The organism is Halomonas tibetensis (assembly GCF_042643535.1).
GTDB lineage: Bacteria > Pseudomonadota > Gammaproteobacteria > Pseudomonadales > Halomonadaceae > Halomonas > Halomonas tibetensis.
In genome coordinates this window covers 150080-170227 of record NZ_JBHRSQ010000006.1, presented here as the reverse complement: position 1 = coordinate 170227, position 20148 = coordinate 150080, and the positions used below count along the sequence as shown (strand labels likewise).

The window sequence follows — 20148 nt, the reverse complement described above, 5'->3', positions numbered from 1 at the left end:
ACCCGGCCAATCCCTGCCAATGCGCAATGGCCGCGGCCTGGGCATGCGTCGCATCCGGCATATCCATTTCGTGGGCATCGGCGGTGCCGGCATGTGTGGCATCGCCGAGGTTCTGGCCAATCAGGGCTATACCGTCAGCGGCAGCGACCTGCGGGAATCCGCAGTAGTAACCAGACTCCGCCAGTGCGGCATCGAGGTGGCCATCGGGCACGCCGAGGACAACGTGGCAGGCGCCGATGTGCTGGTTGTCTCCACCGCGGTGGATGAAAGCAATCCCGAGATTCGCTGGGCCCACGACCATCGGGTGCCGGTGGTACGGCGGGCCGAGATGCTTGCCGAGCTGATGCGCTTCCGCCACGGCATTGCCGTGGCGGGCACCCATGGCAAGACCACCACTACCAGTCTGACCGCCACGCTGCTCGGCGAGGGTGGGCTTGATCCCACCTTCGTGATCGGCGGCCGGCTGACCAGCGCAGGGACCAACGCGCGGCTGGGGGAGGGTGACTACCTGGTGGCTGAGGCGGACGAGTCCGATGCCTCTTTCCTCCACCTGCAGCCCATGGTCTCCATCGTCACCAACATCGATGCTGACCATATGGCCACCTATGGCGGCGATTTCGAGAAGCTAAAAGCCACCTTCCTGGAGTTTTTACACAACCTGCCGTTCTACGGTCTGGCGATCCTGTGCATCGACGACGACAACATGCGTGGCCTGTTGGATCGGGTGCATCGCCAGTTCATTACCTATGGTTTTAGCGACGATGCCGACTACCGTATCGCCGATTTTATCCAGCAGGCCGGCGAGATCCACTTCACCGCCCATCGCCCCGGCGGGCTTTCGCCGCTTGAGATCCGACTGGCCATGCCCGGGCGCCACAACGCCTTGAACGCCCTGGCGGCCATCGCCGTGGCCAGCGATGCGGGGGTCGCCGACGAGGCTATCTTGCGCGGTTTGGCAGGCTTCCAGGGAGTGGGACGCCGCTTCCAGATGCTGGGAGACTTCCCGGCACCGGGGGGGAAGGGTGAGGTGATGCTGGTGGATGATTATGGCCACCACCCCCGGGAGGTGGAGATGGTGATCCGGGCGGTGCGTGCCGGCTGGCCCGAACGGCGGCTGGTGATGCTCTACCAGCCCCATCGGTACTCTCGCACCCGGGACCTCTACGAGGATTTCGTGCGGGTGCTCTCCGGTGTCGATACCCTCCTGCTGCTGGATGTCTACAGCGCCGGCGAGGCGATGATCCCCGGCGCCGAGGGTCGCACCCTCGCCGGCTCCATCCGCCAGCGTGGCGAGGTGGATCCCCTCTTTGTCCAGGAGAAGGGGGAGTTGCCCGGCCTGCTTGCCAGGGTACTGCGCCCCGGTGACATCCTGATTACCCAGGGCGCCGGTGACGTGGGCGGGATCTCCCAGGCTTTTGCCGAGGCCGCCCTGGCCCTCGACGAGGTGACCCTATGAGCCTGGTGAACGACCTGGGACGCGTGGCCGTGATCTATGGCGGCAGCTCCGCCGAGCGGGAAGTTTCCCTGAAGAGCGGCGCGGCGGTGCTGGTGGCTCTGCAGCGCGCCGGTGTGGACGCTATTGGCTATGATCCCGCCGAGGGTGGTCTGGTGGGGCTCGAAGCCCTGAACCCCGATCGGGTCTTTATCGCCCTGCACGGCCGCGGCGGCGAGGACGGTACCCTGCAGGGGGCGCTGGAACTCCTCGGCATCCCTTACACCGGCAGCGGCGTGTTGGCTTCGGCATTGGGTATGGACAAGCAGCGCACCAAGCTGGTGTGGCAGGCCTTGTGCCTACCTACGCCTGAATCGGTCATGCTCGAGGCGAATGCCGACTGGGCAGCGGTGGTGGCACGTCTGGGCCTGCCGCTGATCGTCAAACCTGTTCATGAGGGCTCGACCCTGGGTATCAGCATCGTCGAAAGTGCCGAGGCCCTGGCGGAGGCCTATCGAGAGGCGGCTCGCTTCGATGCCCGGGTGATGGCCGAGCGCTTCATCAAGGGAGACGAATTCACAGTGTCGCTTCTCGGTGACATGGTGTTGCCGGCGATTCGCGTCGAGGTGCCCGGTGGATTCTACGACTACGAGGCCAAGTACCTCTCCGATGAGACGCGCTATCACCTTCCCTGCGGGCTCAGCGACGTGGAGGAGGCCGAGCTTGGCGAGCTCTGCCGCCGGGCCTTCGATGCGGTCGGCGCCGAGGGGTGGGGTCGGGTCGATGTGATGCGTGACGCCGCGGGTGGTTTCTGGTTGATCGAGGTCAACACCTCGCCAGGTATGACTGATCATAGCCTTGTGCCTCAGTCGGCAGCCTACGCTGGCATCGACTTCGAGGCCCTGGTGCTGCGCATCCTCGCCGCCACCCTGGAGGTGCACAGGGTATGACGCGGCGCGGAGGGCTGCTCGGGGTGGTGTTGTTGCTGGTGCTGTTCGGCGCCGGCGGACGTGCCCTGTGGCTCTGGCTTGACCGGCCCATCGAAAGGGTCTCCATTGCGGGTGAATTCACCCACGTCAACGCCGACTACCTGCGCGATCAGCTGGCGCCACTGATTCGCGGCCGTACCTGGCTGTCGGTGAGCGTGGCCGAACTCAGAAAGGATGCGCTGAGCATCGACTGGATCCACGAGGTGCGTGTCACGCGGGAATGGCCCAATGCGTTGACCTTCGAACTGGTGGAACAGATACCGGTGGCGCGCTGGCACGATGACTATCTTCTCAATCCCGCTGGCGAGCCCTTCGCCTTCGGCTCGGTGTCGCCGCCCGGCGACTTACCGGACCTCGCCGGCCCTGCTGGCAGCGGCGCTGAAGTGCTGGCCTATCATGAGCGTCTTGCCGTGCGCTTCGGCGCCATGGGCCTCGAGCTCTCTCAGCTACGCCTTGAACCCCGCGGCGCCTGGCGCTTTCAGCTCGATGATGGCGTCTGGGTCATGCTCGGGCGAAATGATCGCGAGGCGCGGCTGGGAAGGTTGTCCGCGGCCTGGCAGCGTCAGCTGGGTTCTCAATCGTCGCATATCCGCTACATCGACTTGCGATACCCCAATGGTGTCGCGGTTGCCTGGCATGGAGAAACCGACCCGGCACAGGGTGAAGGAACAGAGGAGGGCTGACCCCTTTTTCTGGTGAAAGGCGCATGCCCAAAGGTATCCGCTTGTTTCTTTTCCTTCAAAATCGCCGTATCGTGAAAGGTGATTTGCTTGCCGGGGTGGAGGATAACCTCCAGTTGTTCCTATAATTGGACTCAGGCTAATTTTATATGATGCAGGCCCCGCAATGCGGGCCAGGTTCGAGGAGAGTTCACGACTCATGGCAGGTCCTTCCAACGCGTCCAATATGGTAGTCGGGCTGGATATCGGAACGTCCAAGGTCGTGGCGATCGTGGGGCAGCCCACCGATGATGGCGGCATCGAGATCGCCGGTATCGGCTCGCACCCTTCTCGCGGCATGAAGAAAGGGGTCGTCATCAACATCGAATCCACGGTGCTGTCCATCCAGCGCGCCGTGGAAGAAGCCGAGCTGATGGCCGGGTGCGATATTCATTCGGTCTATGTCGGTGTCGCCGGCAGTCATATCAGTTCGATGAATTCCGACGGTGTGGTGGCGATCAAGGAGCGCGAGGTCACGCCCTCCGATATCGATCGTGTCATCGATTCCGCTCGAGCTCGCGCTATCTCCGAGGGGCAGCGGGTACTTCACGTCCTTCCCCAGGAATTCTCCATCGATACACAGGGCGGCATACGCGAGCCGCTGGGAATGTCGGGGGTTCGACTGGAGGCTAGAGTCCACCTGGTGACAGCCGCCATGAACGCCGTGCAGAACATCGAAAAGTGTGTGCGTCGCTGTGGCCTTGAAGTCGACGCGATCATCCTTGAACAGCTCGCCTCGAGCATGGCAGTGCTCACGGAAGATGAGCGCGAACTGGGGGTCTGCATGGTAGATATTGGTGGCGGTACCACCGATATTGCCGTGTTTACCGAAGGGGCCATTCGTCATACTTCCGTCATTCCCATCGCCGGTGATCAGGTCACCAACGATATCGCCATGGCGCTGCGAACCCCGACTCAGCATGCCGAGGAAATCAAGGTCAAATATGCCTGTGCGCTGACACAGCTTGCTTCCAGTGACGAACTGATCAAGGTACCCAGCGTCGGTGATCGTCCGGCCAGGGATCTCTCGCGCCAGGCTCTGGCCGAAGTGGTAGAGCCGCGTTACGAGGAACTTTTCACTCTGGTTCGCGATGAACTTCGTCGCAGCGGCTACGAGGATATGGTTGCCGCCGGAGTGGTATTGACCGGTGGCACCTCGCGCATGGAGGGGGTGGTCGAACTGGCTGAGGAAATCTTCCATATGCCGGTACGCATCGCCTGTCCACAGAATGTTCGCGGGCTGGCCGATGTGGTGCGCAACCCGATTTATTCGACCGGAGTCGGTTTGCTACATTACGCTCTACAAGAAAACCGTCAGGGACATGGTCGACAGGCACAGGGCAGGGTGATACCGACCCAGGCGCGGCGTGAGGACGCCGGCCGGCGCGGCGATAAGGAAGACATGCCAGCGCTGGCAAGGCTCAAGGGCTGGTTGAAAGGAAATTTCTGACAGGGTCGCGGTAGCGATCCAGGAGACGGGGCAAATGTTTGAACTGGTAGATAGCGCACCCTCAAGCAGCGCGGTCATCAAGGTGGTTGGTGTCGGTGGAGGCGGCGGAAACGCCGTCAATCACATGGTCGAGAGCAACATCGAAGGCGTGGAGTTCATCTGCCTTAACACCGATGCCCAGGCACTTAAGCGAGTGTCCGCCAAGACTGTGCTTCAGCTCGGCAGCGAGATCACCAAGGGACTTGGCGCTGGCGCCAATCCCGAGGTGGGACGCCAGGCGGCCATGGAAGACCGCGAGCGTATCGCCGAGCTTCTTCAAGGCGCCGATATGGTGTTCATTACCGCGGGCATGGGCGGCGGTACCGGCACCGGCGGCGCCCCGGTGGTCGCCCAGGTCGCCAAAGAGCTGGGCATTCTCACCGTAGCGGTGGTCACGCGCCCCTTCCCCTTCGAAGGTCCCAAGCGCATGCGCGCCGCCGAGGAGGGTATGAGGGAGCTCTCCGAGCATGTCGATTCGCTGATCACCATCCCTAATGAGAAACTGCTCTCGGTGCTGGGCAAGAGCGCCAGCCTGTTGACCGCCTTTAGCGCCGCCAATGATGTGCTGCTCGGCGCCGTTCAAGGCATCGCTGAGCTGATCACCAGCCCCGGTATTATCAACGTCGACTTCGCCGACGTGCGCACCGTGATGTCCGAGATGGGGATGGCGATGATGGGTACAGGCGGCGCCACGGGAGAAAACCGCGCTCGCGAGGCTGCCGAGAAGGCGATCAGAAGCCCGCTGCTCGAGGACATCGATCTTCACGGTGCGCGCGGCATTCTGGTCAACATCACCGCTGGCCCGGATCTCTCGATCGGCGAGTTCAACGATGTGGGCGCTACGGTCCAGGAGTTCGCCTCTCAGGATGCCACCATCGTAGTGGGCACTTCCATCGACATGGAAATGACCGACGAGCTGCGCGTCACAGTGGTGGCTGCCGGTCTTGACGGCGGTCAGCAGCAGAAGTCGGCGAGTCGCGAGTCTGTCAAGCGAAGCGAGGTCGGCTCTGAGTATCGCAAGCGCCAGGCGTCACCGGCCGCAGCGATGCGTCAGCCTGCCGCCGCGCGCAGTGCCGAGCCTGAGGAGACGGCCAAGCCGCGTACTGAGAAGCGTCGCTCTCAGGAACTCGACGACTATCTCGATATCCCGGCCTTCCTGCGCCGCCAGGCCGATTGAGTCGCACTGTGGTCACCGCTGGGCGTGTGAGTCGAGGTTTCTTGGTTGAAACGCCCGTTCGGTGTTATAGTGAACAGTGTTTGATAACCCGACAACAGCCTGGCTTTCGCTCATGATCAGACAACGCACCTTGAAGAACGTCATCCGCGCCACCGGTGTGGGCCTGCATTCCGGCAAAAAGGTTTATATGACCTTGCGACCGGCGCCAGTGGATACCGGCATCATCTTTGTGCGCACTGATCTGGAACCTGAGGTTCAGATCCGGGCTCAGGCCGACAATGTCACCGATACCACCCTGTGCACGGCGCTCTCCACCGGTGGTGCAAAAGTGGCCACCGTTGAGCATCTGATGTCGGCACTGGCAGGGCTGGGCATCGACAACGCCTATGTCGATCTCAGCGCTCCCGAAGTGCCTATCATGGATGGTAGTGCCGGTCCCTTCGTGTTCCTGATTCAGTCTGCAGGTATCAGCGAGCAGAATGCGCCCAAGAAATTTATCCGGGTCAAACGTGAAATCACGGTGCGCGACGGCGACAAGGAAGCCACCTTCCGTCCCCATCAGGGCTTCAAGGTCACCTTCTCCATTGACTTCGACCATCCGGCTTTCGACGAGCAGTCCCAGACTGCCATGGTGAATTTTTCCACGACGTCTTTTGTTAAGGAGGTATCTCGGGCTCGCACCTTCGGTTTTATGCGCGATCTCGAATACCTGCGCTCAAACAACCTGGCGCTGGGTGGTAGCCTCGACAACGCCATTGTGGTTGATGATTATCGCATCGTGAATGAAGGTGGCTTGCGCTACGACGACGAGTTCGTCAAACACAAGGTGCTTGACGCCATCGGCGATCTCTACCAGCTTGGTCACAGCCTGATTGGCGAGTTCCGCGGGGTGAAATCGGGCCACGCGCTCAACAACCAACTGTGTCGTGCTCTGCTCGCCCAGCCCGAGGCGTTTGAGGTCGTTACCTTCGAGGGGGAGGCGGCTGCGGCACCCATCTCCTATGCTGCGCCTGCCATGGCCTGAGCGAGTCTCCAGACGGCTTGAGCGATGACTCTTTAGCGTTAAGTAACATCAGTAACATCAGTAACAACAGCCCCTGCAGCCTTGCTGCCGGGGCTGTTTGGTGTCGTGGCGACACGCCGATGCGATTCGCCAGTTTCCCGCTTATGTCTCGCGCTCGGCATGGGCGGCGAGGCGCTGGAGCGCCGCCTTGAGGCGCGGGTCGCTGACGTCCTCGGCGCAGCTGGAGAGTTCGTCGGCCGCTCCGGCCGTCAGGTGGCGGACCTGGCGAAGGGGAACTTTGACCGGACGCACAGGGCGCACCTTGAAGGTGAAACCGCTGACTGCCTCAAAGCCAGGGAGCTCATGGACCAGCTCCAGCAGACGGGACTGCTCATAGCGCAGCCGGGTAAGCCAGGCCGCGCGATCGGTGATCAGCGTAAGGCGCCCGTCACGAAAGCCGCCTACGTGCAAGTGGGCGGCCACCTCGGCGGGCAGGTTGTCGCGAAGGTGCTGCTGAGCTCGGTCGATCAATCTCGCCATGCGCATCAGCGAGCCAAGTTCGCCGTGACCTTCGAGCAGGCGGGTCATGGGCTGGGCGCGGAAGCGCTTAGCCTTTATACTCATGGGCTTGTTTCTCGGTGCTTTCTGCCGGCTCGACCGGTCAGAAGGTCTCGTTCATCGGTGGGCCGTATGGCCCAACACCCTAGCACGCTCGGGAGTTCATCGTCAGCATGCCACCCCGCACCCAGCCCCATGATGCAGAGAGGCGCGACGCCATGACGCGGCGGCGCCCGGCGCGTTGGTGGCTGGCCGGTTTGCTGGTGGGTTGCCTGTTGCCGGCTGGGCTTGTCCAAGGCGTGCCGCTACGTCAGGCCGAGCGCCTGGTGCAGGTGTGCATTCTTGCGCCAGCGCTGATCCGGGCCAGCTCACGCCTGCGAGCCAGAAGGCGTGCATATCGCGCCTGGCCGGTGGCCAGGTCCTTGCGCACCCTGTTTCCGCAGTGCTCACGCTGGCCGTTGCCATGTCCGTGTCGCACCACCGCCGCCCATGATGTTCTGACCCGCCGGGGGCCGCCCGCTGCGTGGGCACGCTAGCACTCTGATCCTGGTCGGCTGCCCTCTGGCGGCCGGCAAGATGCCACACGCAAAGATTGGACCCCCTCATGATCAATTCTCTGTTACGCAAGGTCGTCGGCTCCAAGAACGACCGTGAAGTCAAGCGCATGGGCCGTCAGGCCGAGCGTGTCACCGTCCTCGAGTCGGAACTGGAGGCTCTGGACGATAGCGCTCTCAAGGCGCGCACCGAGACGTTCCGGAGTCGTCTCGACGCCGGCGAAACTCTCGATGACCTGCTCCCCGAGGCTTTTGCCACCGTGCGAGAGGCAAGCAAGCGCGTGATGGGCATGCGCCATTTCGACGTCCAGATGGTCGGCGGCGTGACCCTGCACAACGGCCGCATCGCCGAGATGAAGACCGGTGAGGGCAAGACCCTGGTGGCAACACTTGCCGTCTACCTCAACGCCCTGTCGGGCAAGGGCGTGCACGTGGTCACGGTGAACGAATACCTGGCGAGGCGCGATGCCGAATGGATGCGCCCGCTCTACGAATACCTGGGTCTCGCCGTCGGCACCATCCACGCGGGTCAGACTGGCGAGGAAAAACGTGCCGCCTATGCCTGCGATATCACCTACGGCACCAACAACGAATTTGGCTTCGACTACCTGCGCGACAACATGGCCTTCTCCCTCGAGGACAAGGTGCAGCGTGGGCTCAATTTCGCCATCGTAGATGAAGTCGATTCCATCTTGATCGACGAGGCGAGAACGCCGCTGATTATCTCCGGTGCCGTGGACGAGAATACCGAGCTCTACAAGATCGTCGACCGCCTGGCGACCCATCTGACGGCCTGCGAGGATCCCGAGGAGCCGGCCAGCGGAGACTTCTTGCTGGACGAAAAGCACAAGCAGGTGGAAATCACCGAGACCGGCCACACCAAGGTCGAGGAACTGATGCGGGCAGAGGGCCTGCTGGGCGAAGAGGACTCGCTCTACGCCGCCCAGAACCTCAACCTGCTTCACCATATGCACTCGGCACTGCGGGCCCGCCATCTCTACCTCCGCGACGTGGACTATATCGTCGCTGAGGGCCAAGTGGTGATCGTCGACGAGCACACCGGTCGCACCATGCCTGGCCGCCGCTGGTCTGAGGGACTGCATCAGGCGGTAGAAGCCAAGGAAGGAGTGGAGGTGCAGCGTGAGAGCCAGACGCTGGCCTCGACCACCTTCCAGAATTACTTCCGACTCTACGACAAGCTGTCCGGCATGACCGGCACCGCCGATACCGAGGCCTTCGAGTTCCGCCAGATCTACGGGCTCGACGTGGTGGTGATTCCCACCAACAAGCCGCTGATTCGGCTCGACCTGAACGACCTGGTCTACCTTACCGCTGAAGAGAAGTTCGAGGCGATTATCAAGGACGTCCAGACCGAGACCGAGGCCGGTCGCCCGGTGCTGGTGGGTACCGCCTCCATCGAGACCTCCGAGTATCTGGCCGGACTGATGAAACAGGCCGGGATGGCGTTCAGCGTGCTCAATGCTAAACAGCACCAGAGCGAAGCGGAGATCATCGCCCAGGCGGGTCGGGCCGGGGCGATCACTATCGCTACCAACATGGCCGGTCGCGGCACCGATATCGTGCTGGGCGGCAACTGGGAGGCCGAGGCAGCCAAGCTCGATAACCCGAGTTCCGAGCAGCTTGAGCGCCTCAAGGCCGAGTGGCAGGCGCGTCATGATGCCGTGCTCGCCGCCGGGGGCCTGCACGTTGTCGGCTCCGAGCGCCACGAATCGCGGCGCATCGATAACCAGCTGCGCGGTCGCGCCGGCCGCCAGGGCGATCCGGGCTCAACCCGTTTCTTCCTGTCTCTGGAGGACAGCCTGATGCGCCTGTTCGGCTCCGACCGGGTGCAGCGGATGATGAAGGCGCTGGGCCTTGAGCGGGGCGAGGCGATCGAGCACAAGATGGTCTCCAACGCGGTGGAACGCGCCCAGAAGAAGGTCGAAAGTCGCAACTTCGATATGCGCAAGCAACTGCTCGAATACGATGACGTGGCCAACGACCAGCGTCGTGTGATCTACGAGCAACGCAACGAGATTCTGGCCGCCGAGGAGGTCGCCGAGGCCGTCGCGGGCATCCGCCAGGAGGTGCTGGATGAGGCCATCAGTGATTTTGTGCCGCCCCAAAGCCTCCCTGAGCAGTGGGATCTTCCCGGTCTTCAGGACCACCTCAAGGTAGAGTTCAACCTCGAGGCGCCGGTGGTGAGGTGGGCCGAAGAAGATGAGCGGTTTCACGAGGAGCAGCTTCGTGAGCGCCTTCAGGCCCTGCATCTCGAGACGTATCAGGCCAAGGTGGCCGAGGCTGGTGAGGCCTTGATGCGCCGGTTCGAAAAGCAGGTGATGCTGCAGGTGCTCGATACCCGCTGGAAGGAACACCTGCAGTCCATGGACCACCTGCGCCGGGGTATCCACCTGCGCGGCTACGCCCAGAAGAATCCCAAGCAGGAGTACAAGCGAGAGTCATTCGAGCTGTTCCAGAGCCTGCTGGCCAATATCAAGGCCGACGTGACCCGGATTCTCAGCCATGTACAGGTGCGCCGGCCCGAGGAGGTTGACGAACTGGAGCGCCAGCGTCGTGAGGCGCTCGAGCGTGAAACGTCGACGGCGGCCAGTCGCCACGAGGATCCTGATCCGGCCGAGGCCCAGGCGGCACCGCTGCCGGCATCCCTGCCGGGTGCCGACGGACGCCCGGTGCGCCGCGAGGGGCCCAAGGTGGGGCGAAACGACGCCTGTCCCTGCGGTTCCGGTAAGAAGTATAAGCAGTGCTGTGGCAAGCTTAGCTGAATCGGGCCTTGGGCCAACCAGACAGGAGACGAAACAATGGCAGTGGGTGACGCAAGCTTTCCTCAGATGCCGGCGATACCCGGTGTGCGCCTGGGAACTGCCATGGCAGGTATCAAGAAGGCAAACCGCCGCGATCTGGTAGTTATCCAGGCGCCTGCAGGCGCCCGGATCGCAGGGGTCTTTACCCGTAACGCCTTCTGTGCGGCGCCAGTGACGGTGGCCCGCGAGCATCTAGCGACCGAGCAGGAGGCCCGCTATCTGGTGATCAACACCGGTAACGCTAATGCTGGTACTGGCGATGAAGGGCTGCGCGATGCGCACGCCACCTGCGCCGAGCTGGCACGGCTCACCGGGGTTGCCGCCGAAGCGGTGATGCCGTTTTCCACCGGGGTGATCGGCGAGCCGCTGCCCATGGAGCGCCTGCTGGCGGGCCTGCCCGCGGCGCTGGAGACTCTGGGCGAAGGCAGCGATTCCTGGCATCAGGCCGGAGAGGGGATCCTGACTACCGATACGCGACCCAAGGGCGCGAGCGTGACTCTGGAGTTGGGGGATGCCACGGTAACCATCAACGGCATCGCGAAGGGGTCGGGCATGATCCAGCCCAACATGGCGACCATGCTGGGCTTCGTGGCCACCGATGCAACCCTCGACCAAGCGCTGCTTGAGGAGTTGCTGCGCGAAACGGCGGATCGATCTTTCAATTGCATCACCGTGGACGGGGACACGTCCACCAACGACGCCTGCGTGCTGATCAGCACCCAGCGCGGTCCCGCGGTGGTCGGTGATGAGGCCATCGCTATCTTCCGTAACGGTCTGCAGCGGGTCATGACCGATCTTGCCCAGGCCATCATCCGAGACGGTGAAGGCGCGACCAAGTTCGTCACCCTGCAGGTGAACGGTGCCACCACCCGCCAGGAGGCTCTGGACGTGGCCTTCACCGTGGCTCACTCGCCACTGGTCAAGACCGCGTTGTACGCCTCCGATGCCAACTGGGGGCGGATACTTGCTGCGGTGGGACGGGCTCCGGTAACGGACTTCGACGTTACCAAGGTGACCATCGACCTCGGTGAGATACGCCTGGTAGAGAAAGGTGGCCGTGCCCCCTGCTACACCGAAGAGGCCGGCAGCACGGTGATGGCTAGAGAGGAAATCCCCATTCGTATCGATCTCGGACGAGGGGAGCAGAGTGCCACGGTATGGACTACCGACCTCTCCCACGACTACATAACCATCAACGCCGACTATCGCAGCTGAGCGATCGGTCAACCGCCGTACAAAGAAACCCGCGCCCTCGGGGGCGGGCCAGTTGGAAAGGTGAATGAACGCAATGGTGAAGAGAAGGGTGCATGTGGCGGCTGCCGCCATCATCAGCGCCGACGGTGATCAAGTGCTGATTGCTCGCCGGCCTAGCAACGTCGATCATGGCGGGCTGTGGGAGTTTCCTGGTGGCAAGCTAGCGCCTTATGAGACCGGCTTGGGTGGGCTCAAGCGCGAACTCCATGAAGAGCTGGGGGTAGAGATCCAGCGGGCACAGCCGCTGATCCGCATTCATCATGAATACCCCGACAAGCATATCTTGCTCGACGTCTGGCAGGTGCACGGTTTCTCGGGGGAACCCTTTGGCCGCGAAGGACAGGCAGTGCGCTGGGTGCCCATGAAAGACTTGGTCAAATACCCTTTCCCTGCCGCCAATCTGCCGATTCTGAGGGCGGTTGCGCTACCCACCGAGTACCTGATTACAGCAGAGGAGGAAGAGGAGAGCCTTTTCCTGCAGCGGCTGGAGCGCGCGCTGGTCGAGGATCGCGCCCGTCTGGTGCAACTACGCGCTAAGCAACTCGACGACGCGGACTACCTGGCTCGCGCCGAGGCTGCCCTGGCGCTGTGCCGAAAGCATGGCGCACGTCTGCTGCTCAACGCCGAGCCTTCCCTGCTCGAGCGGGTCGATGCTGACGGCATCCACCTCACCAGCGAACGACTGATGCGGCTGGAACGGCGCCCCATCACCGAGGGCAAGTGGCTCGCTGCCTCTACCCATGACCGCCAGCAGCTTTTGCGGGCCGGCAAGCTGGGCTGCGACTTCGTGACGCTCTCACCGCTGCGCACCACGCCTTCCCACCCGGAAGTTCCGCCTATGGGCTGGCACGACTTTCAACAGATGGTGGAGCGTGCTGCTATGCCGGTATTCGCCCTGGGCGGCATGACTCGCTTTGACGCCAACCACGCCCGCGCGGTAGGTGCCCAGGGAATTGCTTCGATTCGTGATTTCTGGAAGTAGCTTTATCGCTGCCCTCAACGCAGTGCGCCCCGCCATTGGCGGGGCGCACTGCGTTGAACGACGACGCCCGGGCAGGGCCTGGGCGCAGCCGGTGTGATGGCGGCGATCAGTTGACCGCGGCGATGGCCTTGGCCAGGTAGGGCAGGTTCTCGTGGGAGAAACCGGCCACATTGGCGCGGCCGGATCGCACCATGTAGATGCCAAACTCGTCGCGCAGGCGGTCGACCTGCTCCGGTGTTAGGCCGGTGTAGGAGAACATACCGCGTTGCTCGGCGACACAGGCGTACTTCTGGTCCAGGTCGTAGGGCTTGAGTGACTCGACGAAGTCGCTGCGCAGGGTGTTGATCCGGTCGCGCATCTCGGTGAGCTCCTCGCGCCAGAGGGCGGCGAGCTCGGCGGAGTGCAGGATCTCGCTGACGATGGAGCCGCCGTGGGCCGGCGGGTTGGAGTAGTTCTCCCGGGCCACGATGGCAATCTGCGAGCGGACGTTTTCCATCTGCTCGGCGTTTTTCGCCACCATGATCAGGCAGCCGGTACGCTCGCAATAGATGCCGAAGTTCTTGGAGCAGGAACTGGTGATGATGACTTCGTCGAGGCTTTCGGCCAGCAGGCGAACGCCGTAGGCGTCCTCGTCGAGGCCCTCGCCGAAGCCCTGATAGGCGAAGTCGACCAGCGGCAGAAGCCGGCGCTCACGCACTACCTCGAGCACGGTCTGCCACTGCTCGCGGGACAGGTCGAAGCCGGTGGGGTTGTGGCAGCAGGCGTGCAGCACTACCACGTCGCCCTCCGGAATCTGCTTCAGGGCGGCGAGCATGCCGTCGAAGTCGAGGCGGTTCTCGGCGTCCACGTAGGGATACTTGTGCAGCTCGATGTCGGCGGCAGTGAAGATGCCAAGATGATTGGGCCAGGTCGGATCCGAAACCCAGATGCCCTTGCCGGGCAGATGCTTGGCGATGAAGTCTGCCGCCAGGCGCAGGGCGCCGGTGCCCCCCGGTGACTGGGTGGCGCTGGCGCGGCCCGCTTCCAGCACCGGCGAGCCTTCGCCCAGCACCATGGGCAGAATCACCGCTGCGTACTCGGGCGCGCCGTGTGAGCCGATGTAGGTCTTGGTGGTCTCGTTCTTGAGCAGCAGGGCCTCGGCTTCCTTGACGGCGCGCATCACCGGAGTGTTGCCCTGGTCGTCCTTGTAGACGCCGACGCCGAGATCGACCTTCTGGGGGTTGGTGTCCTTCTTGAAGGCCTCGATCAGACCGAGGATGGCATCCCCGGGAACCCGCTCAATGTGTTCGAACATTTATTTCGCTACCTCGTCGGTTCTGGCGGCAAGAATGAAGTCGTTCCTGTGCAGGCCCTTGATCTTGTGAGACCACCAGGTCACGGTCACCTTGCCATATTCGGTGAGGATCGCGGGATGGTGGTCGGCCTGTTCGGCGATGTCGCCGACTCGCTGGGTAAAGTCGAGGGCCTGCACGAAATCCTTGAACGTGAAGGTTCGTTCAAGTTGCATGATGCCATCGCGCTCGACAATCTGCCACTCGGGCACCTCCTGACGGTACTCGGTCATCTCGGCGTCGGTGACTCGCGGGGCGTCGATACTGCAGGCTTCACATGTCTGTTGGGAAAGCTTGCTCATGGTACATCCTCCTGGGATGGTGAGTTCATCACGAAAGGTCGTGCAGCTCGGCCGGGACGTCAAGCCGATGCCAATTGGAATTCTGCCCTCGAACCCGAGGGCTTGTCCTGGAGGAGAAAATGCCAGCATTCTCTTCGGTGCAGACACCCTACGCGGCAATTCCCCTCTGGCTCAAGTGTGCCTTCACCGTTTGGATTATCGTCTGGGCGCCGAGTTACGTGGTGCTTCTCGGCGCCCAGAATTTCTTCTGGCTGTGTAATCTGGCTAGCTTTCTGCTGTTGGTCGCGCTGTGGAGCGAACGACGCACTCTGATGTCGATGCAGTGGCTGGCGGTGGCACTGGTCGGGGGGCTATGGAGTCTCGATGTCGCCGTGGCGGCGCTGACCGGCATGCACCCCATCGGCGGCACCGAATACATGTTCGACGCCGAACATCCGCCCATGGCCCGCGCCATGTCGCTTTACCATGTGATTCTGCCGCTGGTGGCGGGTCTCGGCGTCGCCAAACTGGGCTATGCTCGCGACGCCTTGGTGTGGCAGAGCCTACTGACGTTGGTGGTGGTGCCGCTGACCTATCTGTTGACCGAGCCAGAGCGCAATATCAACTGGGTCCATGGCCCCTTCGGTCAGCATCAGGAGTGGCTCCCGCCGCTCGTCTACCTGGGGGCGCTAATGGTGATCTGGCCGCTTTTGATCTACCTGCCGGTGCACCTGCTGACCCGCTGGCAGCAGCGACGCGGCCGGCTGTCGGGCCTGTCCTGAGCCGGCGCCGCTCAGGCCCCTTTCAGCGCCGCAGCCTTCGCGCGCACCTCGGCGTAGGGATAGGCCGCCAGCGCGCCGAAGCCGGGCAGGCCGCGTGCCTTGAGCCGGGTGAGGCGAGGCGTGGCGATGCCGCACAGGAAGCGCGTCAGCAAGTCCGCCGTGGCGGGGCCACCATCGGCATCCTCGGCCAGCCGAGGGCGCAGGGCCTCGAGGTGCGCTGCGATCTCACGGGTCTCCAGTGGAGCGAGTGGCGGCGGCGCCGGCAGTCGGGCGGGCTCGCCACGGCAGGCGGAGCAGTGGCCGCAGTGGGTCGGGGCCTCGGCGTCACCGAACCAGTCGGCCAGGCGTTGGGTAAGGCAGTCGTCTGACTCGAACAGCGCCAGCATGGCGTGCAGGCGGTCCACCTCAGCCTGCTCCTTGTCGCGAAAGTAGGCGTGGAGCTCGTCGCCGAGGGCGCCGGGGTCGCGGGGCGCGTCGAGCACCCGGTAGACCTCGGTGAGCTGCTTGCTCTCGAGGATCATCCACCCCTTCTCGACGAAGTACTCCAGGGCGGTGAGCACCCGGCCACGCTGGACGTTCAGCCCGCGCTCGGTGCCCAGCCGTTCCAGGGTCGCGAAGTCCAGGGCGTGCCAGGTGCGCGCCCTGGGGGCGGCATCGAGGAGGGCCTGCACGAAGTCGCGCCGCTCGTCCTGAAAGCGGTCGATCAGGGCGCCGGCCTCTCCATGGAGACGAAAACGGTAGTCGGCGAAATAGCTATGGCGCGGAGCGATGATGCCGCGCAGCTCCAACTGCACCAGCAGTGTCTTTAGGGGGAGCGGGCGGATATCGCTCTCCCGTGAGAGTGAAGCCAGGGTGAGCTCCCAGTCACCGCCGTGGCGTTCGGCGGCGTCGACCAGTGCATCGATCACCTGGCCGATGCCGTGACGCTCCGGGGTATCGCCATAGACGAAGGTCTCAAGCACGCCGAGAGTGTCCCGGCCCGCCAGCATCAGGCACTCCGACGGCTGGCCGTCACGACCCGCGCGGCCGATCTCCTGGCTGTAGTTCTCGATCGACTTGGGCAGATCAAAGTGCACAACGGCGCGAATGTCGGCCTTGTCGATGCCCATGCCGAAGGCGATGGTGGCGACGATGCAGGAGATATCGCCGGCCATGAAGTCGCGCTGGATCGCCTCGCGGCGCTCGCCCTCGAGCCCGGCGTGGTAGGCCGTGGCAGCAATGCCGGCCTTGCTCAGATAGGCGGCCAGCCGCTCGGCGGTCTGCTGCAGGGTGACATAGACGATGGTGGGGAAGGCGGACTCACCGCCCTGACGGGCTTGCAGCCAGGTCGTCAAGGCTCGGGGTCGTGACTCGGCGGCCACCGGCGAAACCGTCAGGTCCAGGTTGGAGCGGTAGAAGCCGGTGGCGGTGACGTCGGAATCCTCGATGGCAAAGCGCTGGCGCATGTCCTCGATGACTCGTGGCGTGGCCGTGGCGGTGAGCAGCAGCGCCTGGGAAATGCCGAACTCGCGCTGGTAGTCGGGAAGTTTCAGGTAGTCGGGGCGGAAATTGTGGCCCCACTCGGAGATGCAGTGGGCTTCATCCACCACCATCAGCGAGATCGGTATCCGACCAATGAAGGCGCGGAAACGCTCGTTCTTCAGGCGTTCCACGGACACCATCAGGATGCGGATCTCGCCGCGTTCGACCCCGTTCATGACCGCGGCGGCCTCTTCGCGGCTCTGGCTGGAGTCGATGCTGGCGGCGGCTATCCCGTGACGCTTGAGGAAGGCAAGCTGATCCTGCATCAGCGCCAGCAGCGGCGAGATCACCAGCGTGAGGTGGGGCAGATGCAGGGCGGGCAACTGGTAGCAGAGTGACTTGCCGGAGCCGGTGGGAAAGATGGCGGCCGCCGAACGGCCGGCCACCACGGCTTCGATCACCGGCCGCTGGCCGGGGCGAAAGTCGCTGTAGCCGAAAACCTGCCGAAGTGTCTGCTCGATCATGCCGCCATTCCCTGGTCACCCTGTTTATGTATGGGTGTACAGTATAGACGATTCGTGGCGCTCAGGGGCCGGTGACTACCTCGGAGCGTCGTAGCGCCTTGGGCGATAGCGGGAGAACACGACCTGCCACAGCTGCAGGTGGCGTGCCCGGAAGGCGCCGGCGCAGACGGCAAGGTAATAGCGGAACATCCGCCTGGTGCGCTCGTTGTAGTTCGCCGCTACCTCATTCCAGTGGGTGTCGAAGTTCTCGAGCCAGGCCATCAGGGTCGGATCGTAGTCGGGGCCGAAGTTCTGCCAGTCCTCCAGCAGCAGATGATCCTCGCTGGTCCGAGCGATATGCATGGCCGAGGGCAGCACGCCGTTAGGGAAGATGTACTTGTTGATCCAGGGGTCGGCGCTGATCTCAGAATTGTTGGAGCCGATGGTGTGGAGCAGGAAGAGCCCCTCGGGAACCAGCTGCTGTGCCACGGTCTCGAAGTAGGTCGGGTAGTTGCGGTGGCCCACGTGCTCGAACATGCCGATGGAGACGATGCGGTCGTAGCGTCCCTCGAGGTCGCGATAATCCTTGAGCTCTATGGTCACAGGAAGATCCTGGCAGCGCTGCCGGGCGAGCTCAGCCTGCTCTCGCGAGATGGTAATGCCGGTGACCTCGACACCGTGATGGCGCGCAGCGTGCTCGGCGAAGCTCCCCCAGCCGCAGCCGATGTCCAGCACGCGCATGCCCGGTTCGAGCTGGAGCTTGCGGCAGGCGAGCTCCAGCTTGGCCTGCTGAGCCTCGTGAAGGGTGCTGGCTTCTTTCCAGTAACCGCAGGAGTAGCACATCGTGGGGTCGAGCATCCGTTCGAACAGGTCGTTGCCGAGGTCGTAGTGAGCCTCGCCGACGATGTAGGCGCGGGCCCTGCTCTGCAGGTTGAAGAAACCGGCCTGGAGCCGGTACATCAGGCGTTCGGAGGGGGTGTGGGCGCGTTCGCCCAGGCCGTGCTGCAGCAGCCGGTAGGCCATCTCGTCGATCCGATCGCACTTCCACCATCCGTCCATGTAGGCCTCGCCCAGCCCCAGGGTGCCCTGATGCAGCAACCGCGAGAAAAAATCCGGGTGATAGACCCGCAGGTCCTGGGGGGCATTACCGTTGAGCGCAACGCCAGAATTCTTGAGCAACTGTTCGACTATGTGGCGGGCACGGGTGTCGGGAAGAACGATGGGTCCGATGCTGGTGTCGCTGGTCATGGAGTCCTCCTAGTCCAGCAGGTGTGACGTAATACTTGTCGCTGGCGGCGGCGCCGGAGGTTACGCTCATTTTCCTGTCCGGTAGCCTTGAGCATAGACCAGCAGGAAAAGCCGGTGGGGATCGCCCCCTCATCGGAAACCCGAGGCTTTATAACGAGGAGTCAATGCCATGCACGTCATCATCGATCTCTGTGTCGTCCCCCTGGGAGTGGGGGTCTCGGTGTCGCCGCAGATCGCCGCCTGCCAGAGGGTGATCCGGGCCTCCGGTCTCGAACATCGCATGCATGCCTACGGAACCAACATCGAGGGGCCCTGGGACGAGGTGATGGCCGTGGTCAAGCGTTGCCACGAGGTGGTGCACGAGATGGGCGCACCGCGCATCACTTCCACGCTCAAGCTGGGTACCCGCACCGATCGGGAGCAGCACATGGACGATAAGGTGGCCAGCGTAGAGACCCTCATGCGCTAGTCGATTCCATTGAAGCTTTTCTGCCCCCTGTCGCAGGGGCGAGCGTTATATCCTTGTGACCAGAGGCGGGTGGAAAATACGCCTCGCTTAAATTACCTTGGCGAATAACGAATAGGTAATTTTTGAGGTTTTTGGAATATGCGGCGCGATTCGCAGCGATACCCTTCAGAGGATGATATGCCCGGCGACCTGCCACCCGAGTCGGCCATGCCCTCCGGCCGGGTCAGCCTGGTAGGTGCCGGACCCGGTGATCCGGAACTGTTGACCCTCAAGGCGCTGCGTCGTTTGCAGGCGGCCGAGGTGATACTGCATGACCGCCTGGTCAGCCAGGAGGTACTCGCCCTGGCCAACCCCGACGCCTGGCGGCTCTATGTCGGCAAGGCGCGCTCCGATCACAGCCTGCCCCAGCAGGATATCAACCGGGCTCTGGTCGACTGGGCCAGGGCAGGCAAGCGGGTGGTTCGCCTGAAGGGCGGGGATCCTTTCATTTTCGGGCGCGGTGGAGAAGAGCTCGAGACCCTGGCGGAGGCGGGCATCGACTTCGAGGTGATTCCCGGCATCACCGCGGCTTCGGGCTGTGCGGCCTATGCCGGCATCCCTCTGACTCACCGCGATCACGCACAGTCGGTGCGCTTCATCACCGGCCATCTCAAGAACGGCAGCGCCGACCTCGACTGGCCGGCCCTGGCCAGCCCTGGTCAGACTCTGGTCTTCTACATGGGGCTTCACGGTCTGCCCGAGATCTGCCGGCAGCTGGTGGCCAGCGGCCTGGCTGCCGATACGCCGGTGGCCCTGATCGAGCAGGGCAGCACGGCTCGGCAGCGCGTGCACTGCGGCACCCTGACCGATATGCCGGCGGTGTTGCGAGGCAAACGCCTTCAGCCGCCCACCCTGATCATCATCGGTGGCGTTGTATCGCTCCACGACCGTCTCGCCTGGTTCGATGCCGCCCGTGCCGACGCCAAGGGCTGGGATACCGGTACGCGCCTTTGATGGTCCATGTTTCATGTTGTACCGGGCTGGACGATCACGACGTAGATGGTCTCGTGCAGGCACCCGCACCGTTTGGGTGCGGAGACACCGGCGGCAAGCAT

Annotated in this window: 18 protein-coding genes and 1 pseudogene; 13 read left to right on the top strand and 6 right to left on the bottom strand. The window is 63.4% G+C overall.

Annotation, left to right across the window (positions count from 1 at the left end; genetic code table 11):
- The first annotated feature begins 19 nt into the window (after window positions 1-19).
- From murC to ftsA, 4 genes and pseudogenes are all read left to right on the top strand, one after another.
- A complete protein-coding gene (murC, locus tag ACFODV_RS01800; RefSeq protein ID WP_379754293.1) occupies window positions 20-1456 on the top strand; it encodes a UDP-N-acetylmuramate--L-alanine ligase in 1437 nt (478 codons plus the stop codon).
- Complete coding sequence (locus ACFODV_RS01795) at window positions 1453-2382, top strand: D-alanine--D-alanine ligase (protein ID WP_379753717.1); 930 nt, start codon at window positions 1453-1455, stop codon at window positions 2380-2382. Before murC ends, ACFODV_RS01795 begins: the two co-directional genes overlap by 4 nt.
- Window positions 2379-3104, top strand: a complete 726-nt coding sequence (locus ACFODV_RS01790) for a cell division protein FtsQ/DivIB (protein WP_379753714.1) — start codon at window positions 2379-2381, stop codon at window positions 3102-3104. The genes ACFODV_RS01795 and ACFODV_RS01790 overlap by 4 nt, the downstream gene beginning before the upstream one ends.
- A 163-nt stretch (window positions 3105-3267) precedes the next feature.
- Window positions 3268-4398: pseudogene (ftsA, locus tag ACFODV_RS01785) on the top strand (cell division protein FtsA); the annotation flags it as partial.
- A 56-nt stretch (window positions 4399-4454) separates the two neighbouring features.
- Here ftsA and ACFODV_RS01780 read toward each other — a convergent pair.
- Window positions 4455-4544, bottom strand: coding sequence for a DUF3649 domain-containing protein (locus ACFODV_RS01780; RefSeq protein WP_379753711.1), 90 nt, complete (start codon window positions 4542-4544; stop codon window positions 4455-4457).
- Between the two features lie 80 nt (window positions 4545-4624).
- Between ACFODV_RS01780 and ftsZ the strand changes: the two genes are divergently transcribed.
- Both ftsZ and lpxC read left to right on the top strand, forming a co-directional pair.
- Window positions 4625-5806, top strand: coding sequence for a cell division protein FtsZ (gene ftsZ, locus ACFODV_RS01775; protein ID WP_379753708.1), 1182 nt, complete (start codon window positions 4625-4627; stop codon window positions 5804-5806).
- 112 nt (window positions 5807-5918) lie between these two features.
- Complete coding sequence (lpxC, locus tag ACFODV_RS01770; RefSeq protein WP_379753705.1) at window positions 5919-6830, top strand: UDP-3-O-acyl-N-acetylglucosamine deacetylase; 912 nt, start codon at window positions 5919-5921, stop codon at window positions 6828-6830.
- 141 nt (window positions 6831-6971) lie between these two features.
- On the opposite strand, the gene ACFODV_RS01765 is transcribed toward lpxC, so the two are convergent.
- The gene (locus ACFODV_RS01765; RefSeq protein WP_379753702.1) at window positions 6972-7433 is read right to left on the bottom strand and encodes a DUF721 domain-containing protein; all 462 of its coding nucleotides are present in this window, start codon (window positions 7431-7433) and stop codon (window positions 6972-6974) included.
- A gap of 107 nt (window positions 7434-7540) precedes the next feature.
- On the opposite strand from ACFODV_RS01765, the gene ACFODV_RS01760 reads away from it, so the two are divergent.
- The 4 genes from ACFODV_RS01760 to ACFODV_RS01745 all read left to right on the top strand — a co-directional run bounded on the left by ACFODV_RS01760 (window position 7541) and on the right by ACFODV_RS01745 (window position 12979).
- Window positions 7541-7903, top strand: coding sequence for a hypothetical protein (locus tag ACFODV_RS01760; RefSeq protein ID WP_379753700.1), 363 nt, complete (start codon window positions 7541-7543; stop codon window positions 7901-7903).
- Between the two features lie 68 nt (window positions 7904-7971).
- Window positions 7972-10704: a preprotein translocase subunit SecA gene (gene secA / locus ACFODV_RS01755; RefSeq protein WP_379753697.1), complete on the top strand. Its 2733-nt coding sequence runs from the start codon at window positions 7972-7974 to the stop codon at window positions 10702-10704.
- Window positions 10705-10740: 36 nt separating this feature from the next.
- The gene (gene argJ / locus ACFODV_RS01750) at window positions 10741-11958 is read left to right on the top strand and encodes a bifunctional glutamate N-acetyltransferase/amino-acid acetyltransferase ArgJ (RefSeq protein WP_379753694.1); all 1218 of its coding nucleotides are present in this window, start codon (window positions 10741-10743) and stop codon (window positions 11956-11958) included.
- A gap of 64 nt (window positions 11959-12022) precedes the next feature.
- The gene (locus tag ACFODV_RS01745) at window positions 12023-12979 is read left to right on the top strand and encodes a Nudix family hydrolase (RefSeq protein ID WP_379753691.1); all 957 of its coding nucleotides are present in this window, start codon (window positions 12023-12025) and stop codon (window positions 12977-12979) included.
- Window positions 12980-13085: 106 nt separating this feature from the next.
- On the opposite strand, the gene ACFODV_RS01740 is transcribed toward ACFODV_RS01745, so the two are convergent.
- Together ACFODV_RS01740 and ACFODV_RS01735 are read right to left on the bottom strand one after the other, a co-directional pair.
- Window positions 13086-14273 (bottom strand): amino acid aminotransferase, encoded by a 1188-nt coding sequence (locus ACFODV_RS01740; RefSeq protein ID WP_379753689.1) that lies wholly within the window; start codon window positions 14271-14273, stop codon window positions 13086-13088.
- Window positions 14274-14612, bottom strand: coding sequence for a 4a-hydroxytetrahydrobiopterin dehydratase (locus tag ACFODV_RS01735; protein WP_379753686.1), 339 nt, complete (start codon window positions 14610-14612; stop codon window positions 14274-14276).
- Between the two features lie 119 nt (window positions 14613-14731).
- Between ACFODV_RS01735 and ACFODV_RS01730 the strand changes: the two genes are divergently transcribed.
- The gene (locus tag ACFODV_RS01730) at window positions 14732-15373 is read left to right on the top strand and encodes a hypothetical protein (RefSeq protein ID WP_379753683.1); all 642 of its coding nucleotides are present in this window, start codon (window positions 14732-14734) and stop codon (window positions 15371-15373) included.
- A gap of 11 nt (window positions 15374-15384) precedes the next feature.
- Here ACFODV_RS01730 and ACFODV_RS01725 read toward each other — a convergent pair whose 3' ends face one another.
- Both ACFODV_RS01725 and cfa read right to left on the bottom strand, forming a co-directional pair.
- A complete protein-coding gene (locus ACFODV_RS01725) occupies window positions 15385-17358 on the bottom strand; it encodes a RecQ family ATP-dependent DNA helicase (protein ID WP_379753680.1) in 1974 nt (657 codons plus the stop codon).
- 75 nt (window positions 17359-17433) lie between these two features.
- Window positions 17434-18585 (bottom strand): cyclopropane fatty acyl phospholipid synthase, encoded by a 1152-nt coding sequence (gene cfa, locus ACFODV_RS01720; protein ID WP_379753677.1) that lies wholly within the window; start codon window positions 18583-18585, stop codon window positions 17434-17436.
- A gap of 169 nt (window positions 18586-18754) precedes the next feature.
- Here cfa and ACFODV_RS01715 point away from each other — a divergent pair, with 169 nt between their 5' ends.
- Window positions 18755-19054 carry an MTH1187 family thiamine-binding protein gene (locus tag ACFODV_RS01715; protein ID WP_379753674.1) on the top strand — a complete coding sequence of 100 codons (300 nt, stop codon included), beginning with the start codon at window positions 18755-18757 and terminating at the stop codon, window positions 19052-19054.
- A gap of 177 nt (window positions 19055-19231) precedes the next feature.
- A complete protein-coding gene (gene cobA / locus ACFODV_RS01710; RefSeq protein ID WP_379753671.1) occupies window positions 19232-20047 on the top strand; it encodes a uroporphyrinogen-III C-methyltransferase in 816 nt (271 codons plus the stop codon).
- Window positions 20048-20148 lie beyond the last annotated feature (101 nt).

Excerpts from the sequence above, each read along its gene's own strand:
- murC (WP_379754293.1), top strand. The coding sequence starts at position 20 with ATGCGCAATGGCCGCGGCCTGGGCATGCGTCGCATCCGGCATATCCAT.
- ACFODV_RS01795 (WP_379753717.1), top strand. The coding sequence starts at position 1,453 with ATGAGCCTGGTGAACGACCTGGGACGCGTGGCCGTGATCTATGGCGGC.
- ACFODV_RS01790 (WP_379753714.1), top strand. The coding sequence starts at position 2,379 with ATGACGCGGCGCGGAGGGCTGCTCGGGGTGGTGTTGTTGCTGGTGCTG.
- ACFODV_RS01780 (WP_379753711.1), bottom strand. The coding sequence starts at position 4,544 with ATGTCTTCCTTATCGCCGCGCCGGCCGGCGTCCTCACGCCGCGCCTGG.
- ftsZ (WP_379753708.1), top strand. The coding sequence starts at position 4,625 with ATGTTTGAACTGGTAGATAGCGCACCCTCAAGCAGCGCGGTCATCAAG.
- lpxC (WP_379753705.1), top strand. The coding sequence starts at position 5,919 with ATGATCAGACAACGCACCTTGAAGAACGTCATCCGCGCCACCGGTGTG.
- ACFODV_RS01765 (WP_379753702.1), bottom strand. The coding sequence starts at position 7,433 with ATGAGTATAAAGGCTAAGCGCTTCCGCGCCCAGCCCATGACCCGCCTG.
- ACFODV_RS01760 (WP_379753700.1), top strand. The coding sequence starts at position 7,541 with ATGCCACCCCGCACCCAGCCCCATGATGCAGAGAGGCGCGACGCCATG.
- secA (WP_379753697.1), top strand. The coding sequence starts at position 7,972 with ATGATCAATTCTCTGTTACGCAAGGTCGTCGGCTCCAAGAACGACCGT.
- argJ (WP_379753694.1), top strand. The coding sequence starts at position 10,741 with ATGGCAGTGGGTGACGCAAGCTTTCCTCAGATGCCGGCGATACCCGGT.
- ACFODV_RS01745 (WP_379753691.1), top strand. The coding sequence starts at position 12,023 with ATGAACGCAATGGTGAAGAGAAGGGTGCATGTGGCGGCTGCCGCCATC.
- ACFODV_RS01740 (WP_379753689.1), bottom strand. The coding sequence starts at position 14,273 with ATGTTCGAACACATTGAGCGGGTTCCCGGGGATGCCATCCTCGGTCTG.
- ACFODV_RS01735 (WP_379753686.1), bottom strand. The coding sequence starts at position 14,612 with ATGAGCAAGCTTTCCCAACAGACATGTGAAGCCTGCAGTATCGACGCC.
- ACFODV_RS01730 (WP_379753683.1), top strand. The coding sequence starts at position 14,732 with ATGCCAGCATTCTCTTCGGTGCAGACACCCTACGCGGCAATTCCCCTC.
- ACFODV_RS01725 (WP_379753680.1), bottom strand. The coding sequence starts at position 17,358 with ATGATCGAGCAGACACTTCGGCAGGTTTTCGGCTACAGCGACTTTCGC.
- cfa (WP_379753677.1), bottom strand. The coding sequence starts at position 18,585 with ATGACCAGCGACACCAGCATCGGACCCATCGTTCTTCCCGACACCCGT.
- ACFODV_RS01715 (WP_379753674.1), top strand. The coding sequence starts at position 18,755 with ATGCACGTCATCATCGATCTCTGTGTCGTCCCCCTGGGAGTGGGGGTC.
- cobA (WP_379753671.1), top strand. The coding sequence starts at position 19,232 with ATGCCCGGCGACCTGCCACCCGAGTCGGCCATGCCCTCCGGCCGGGTC.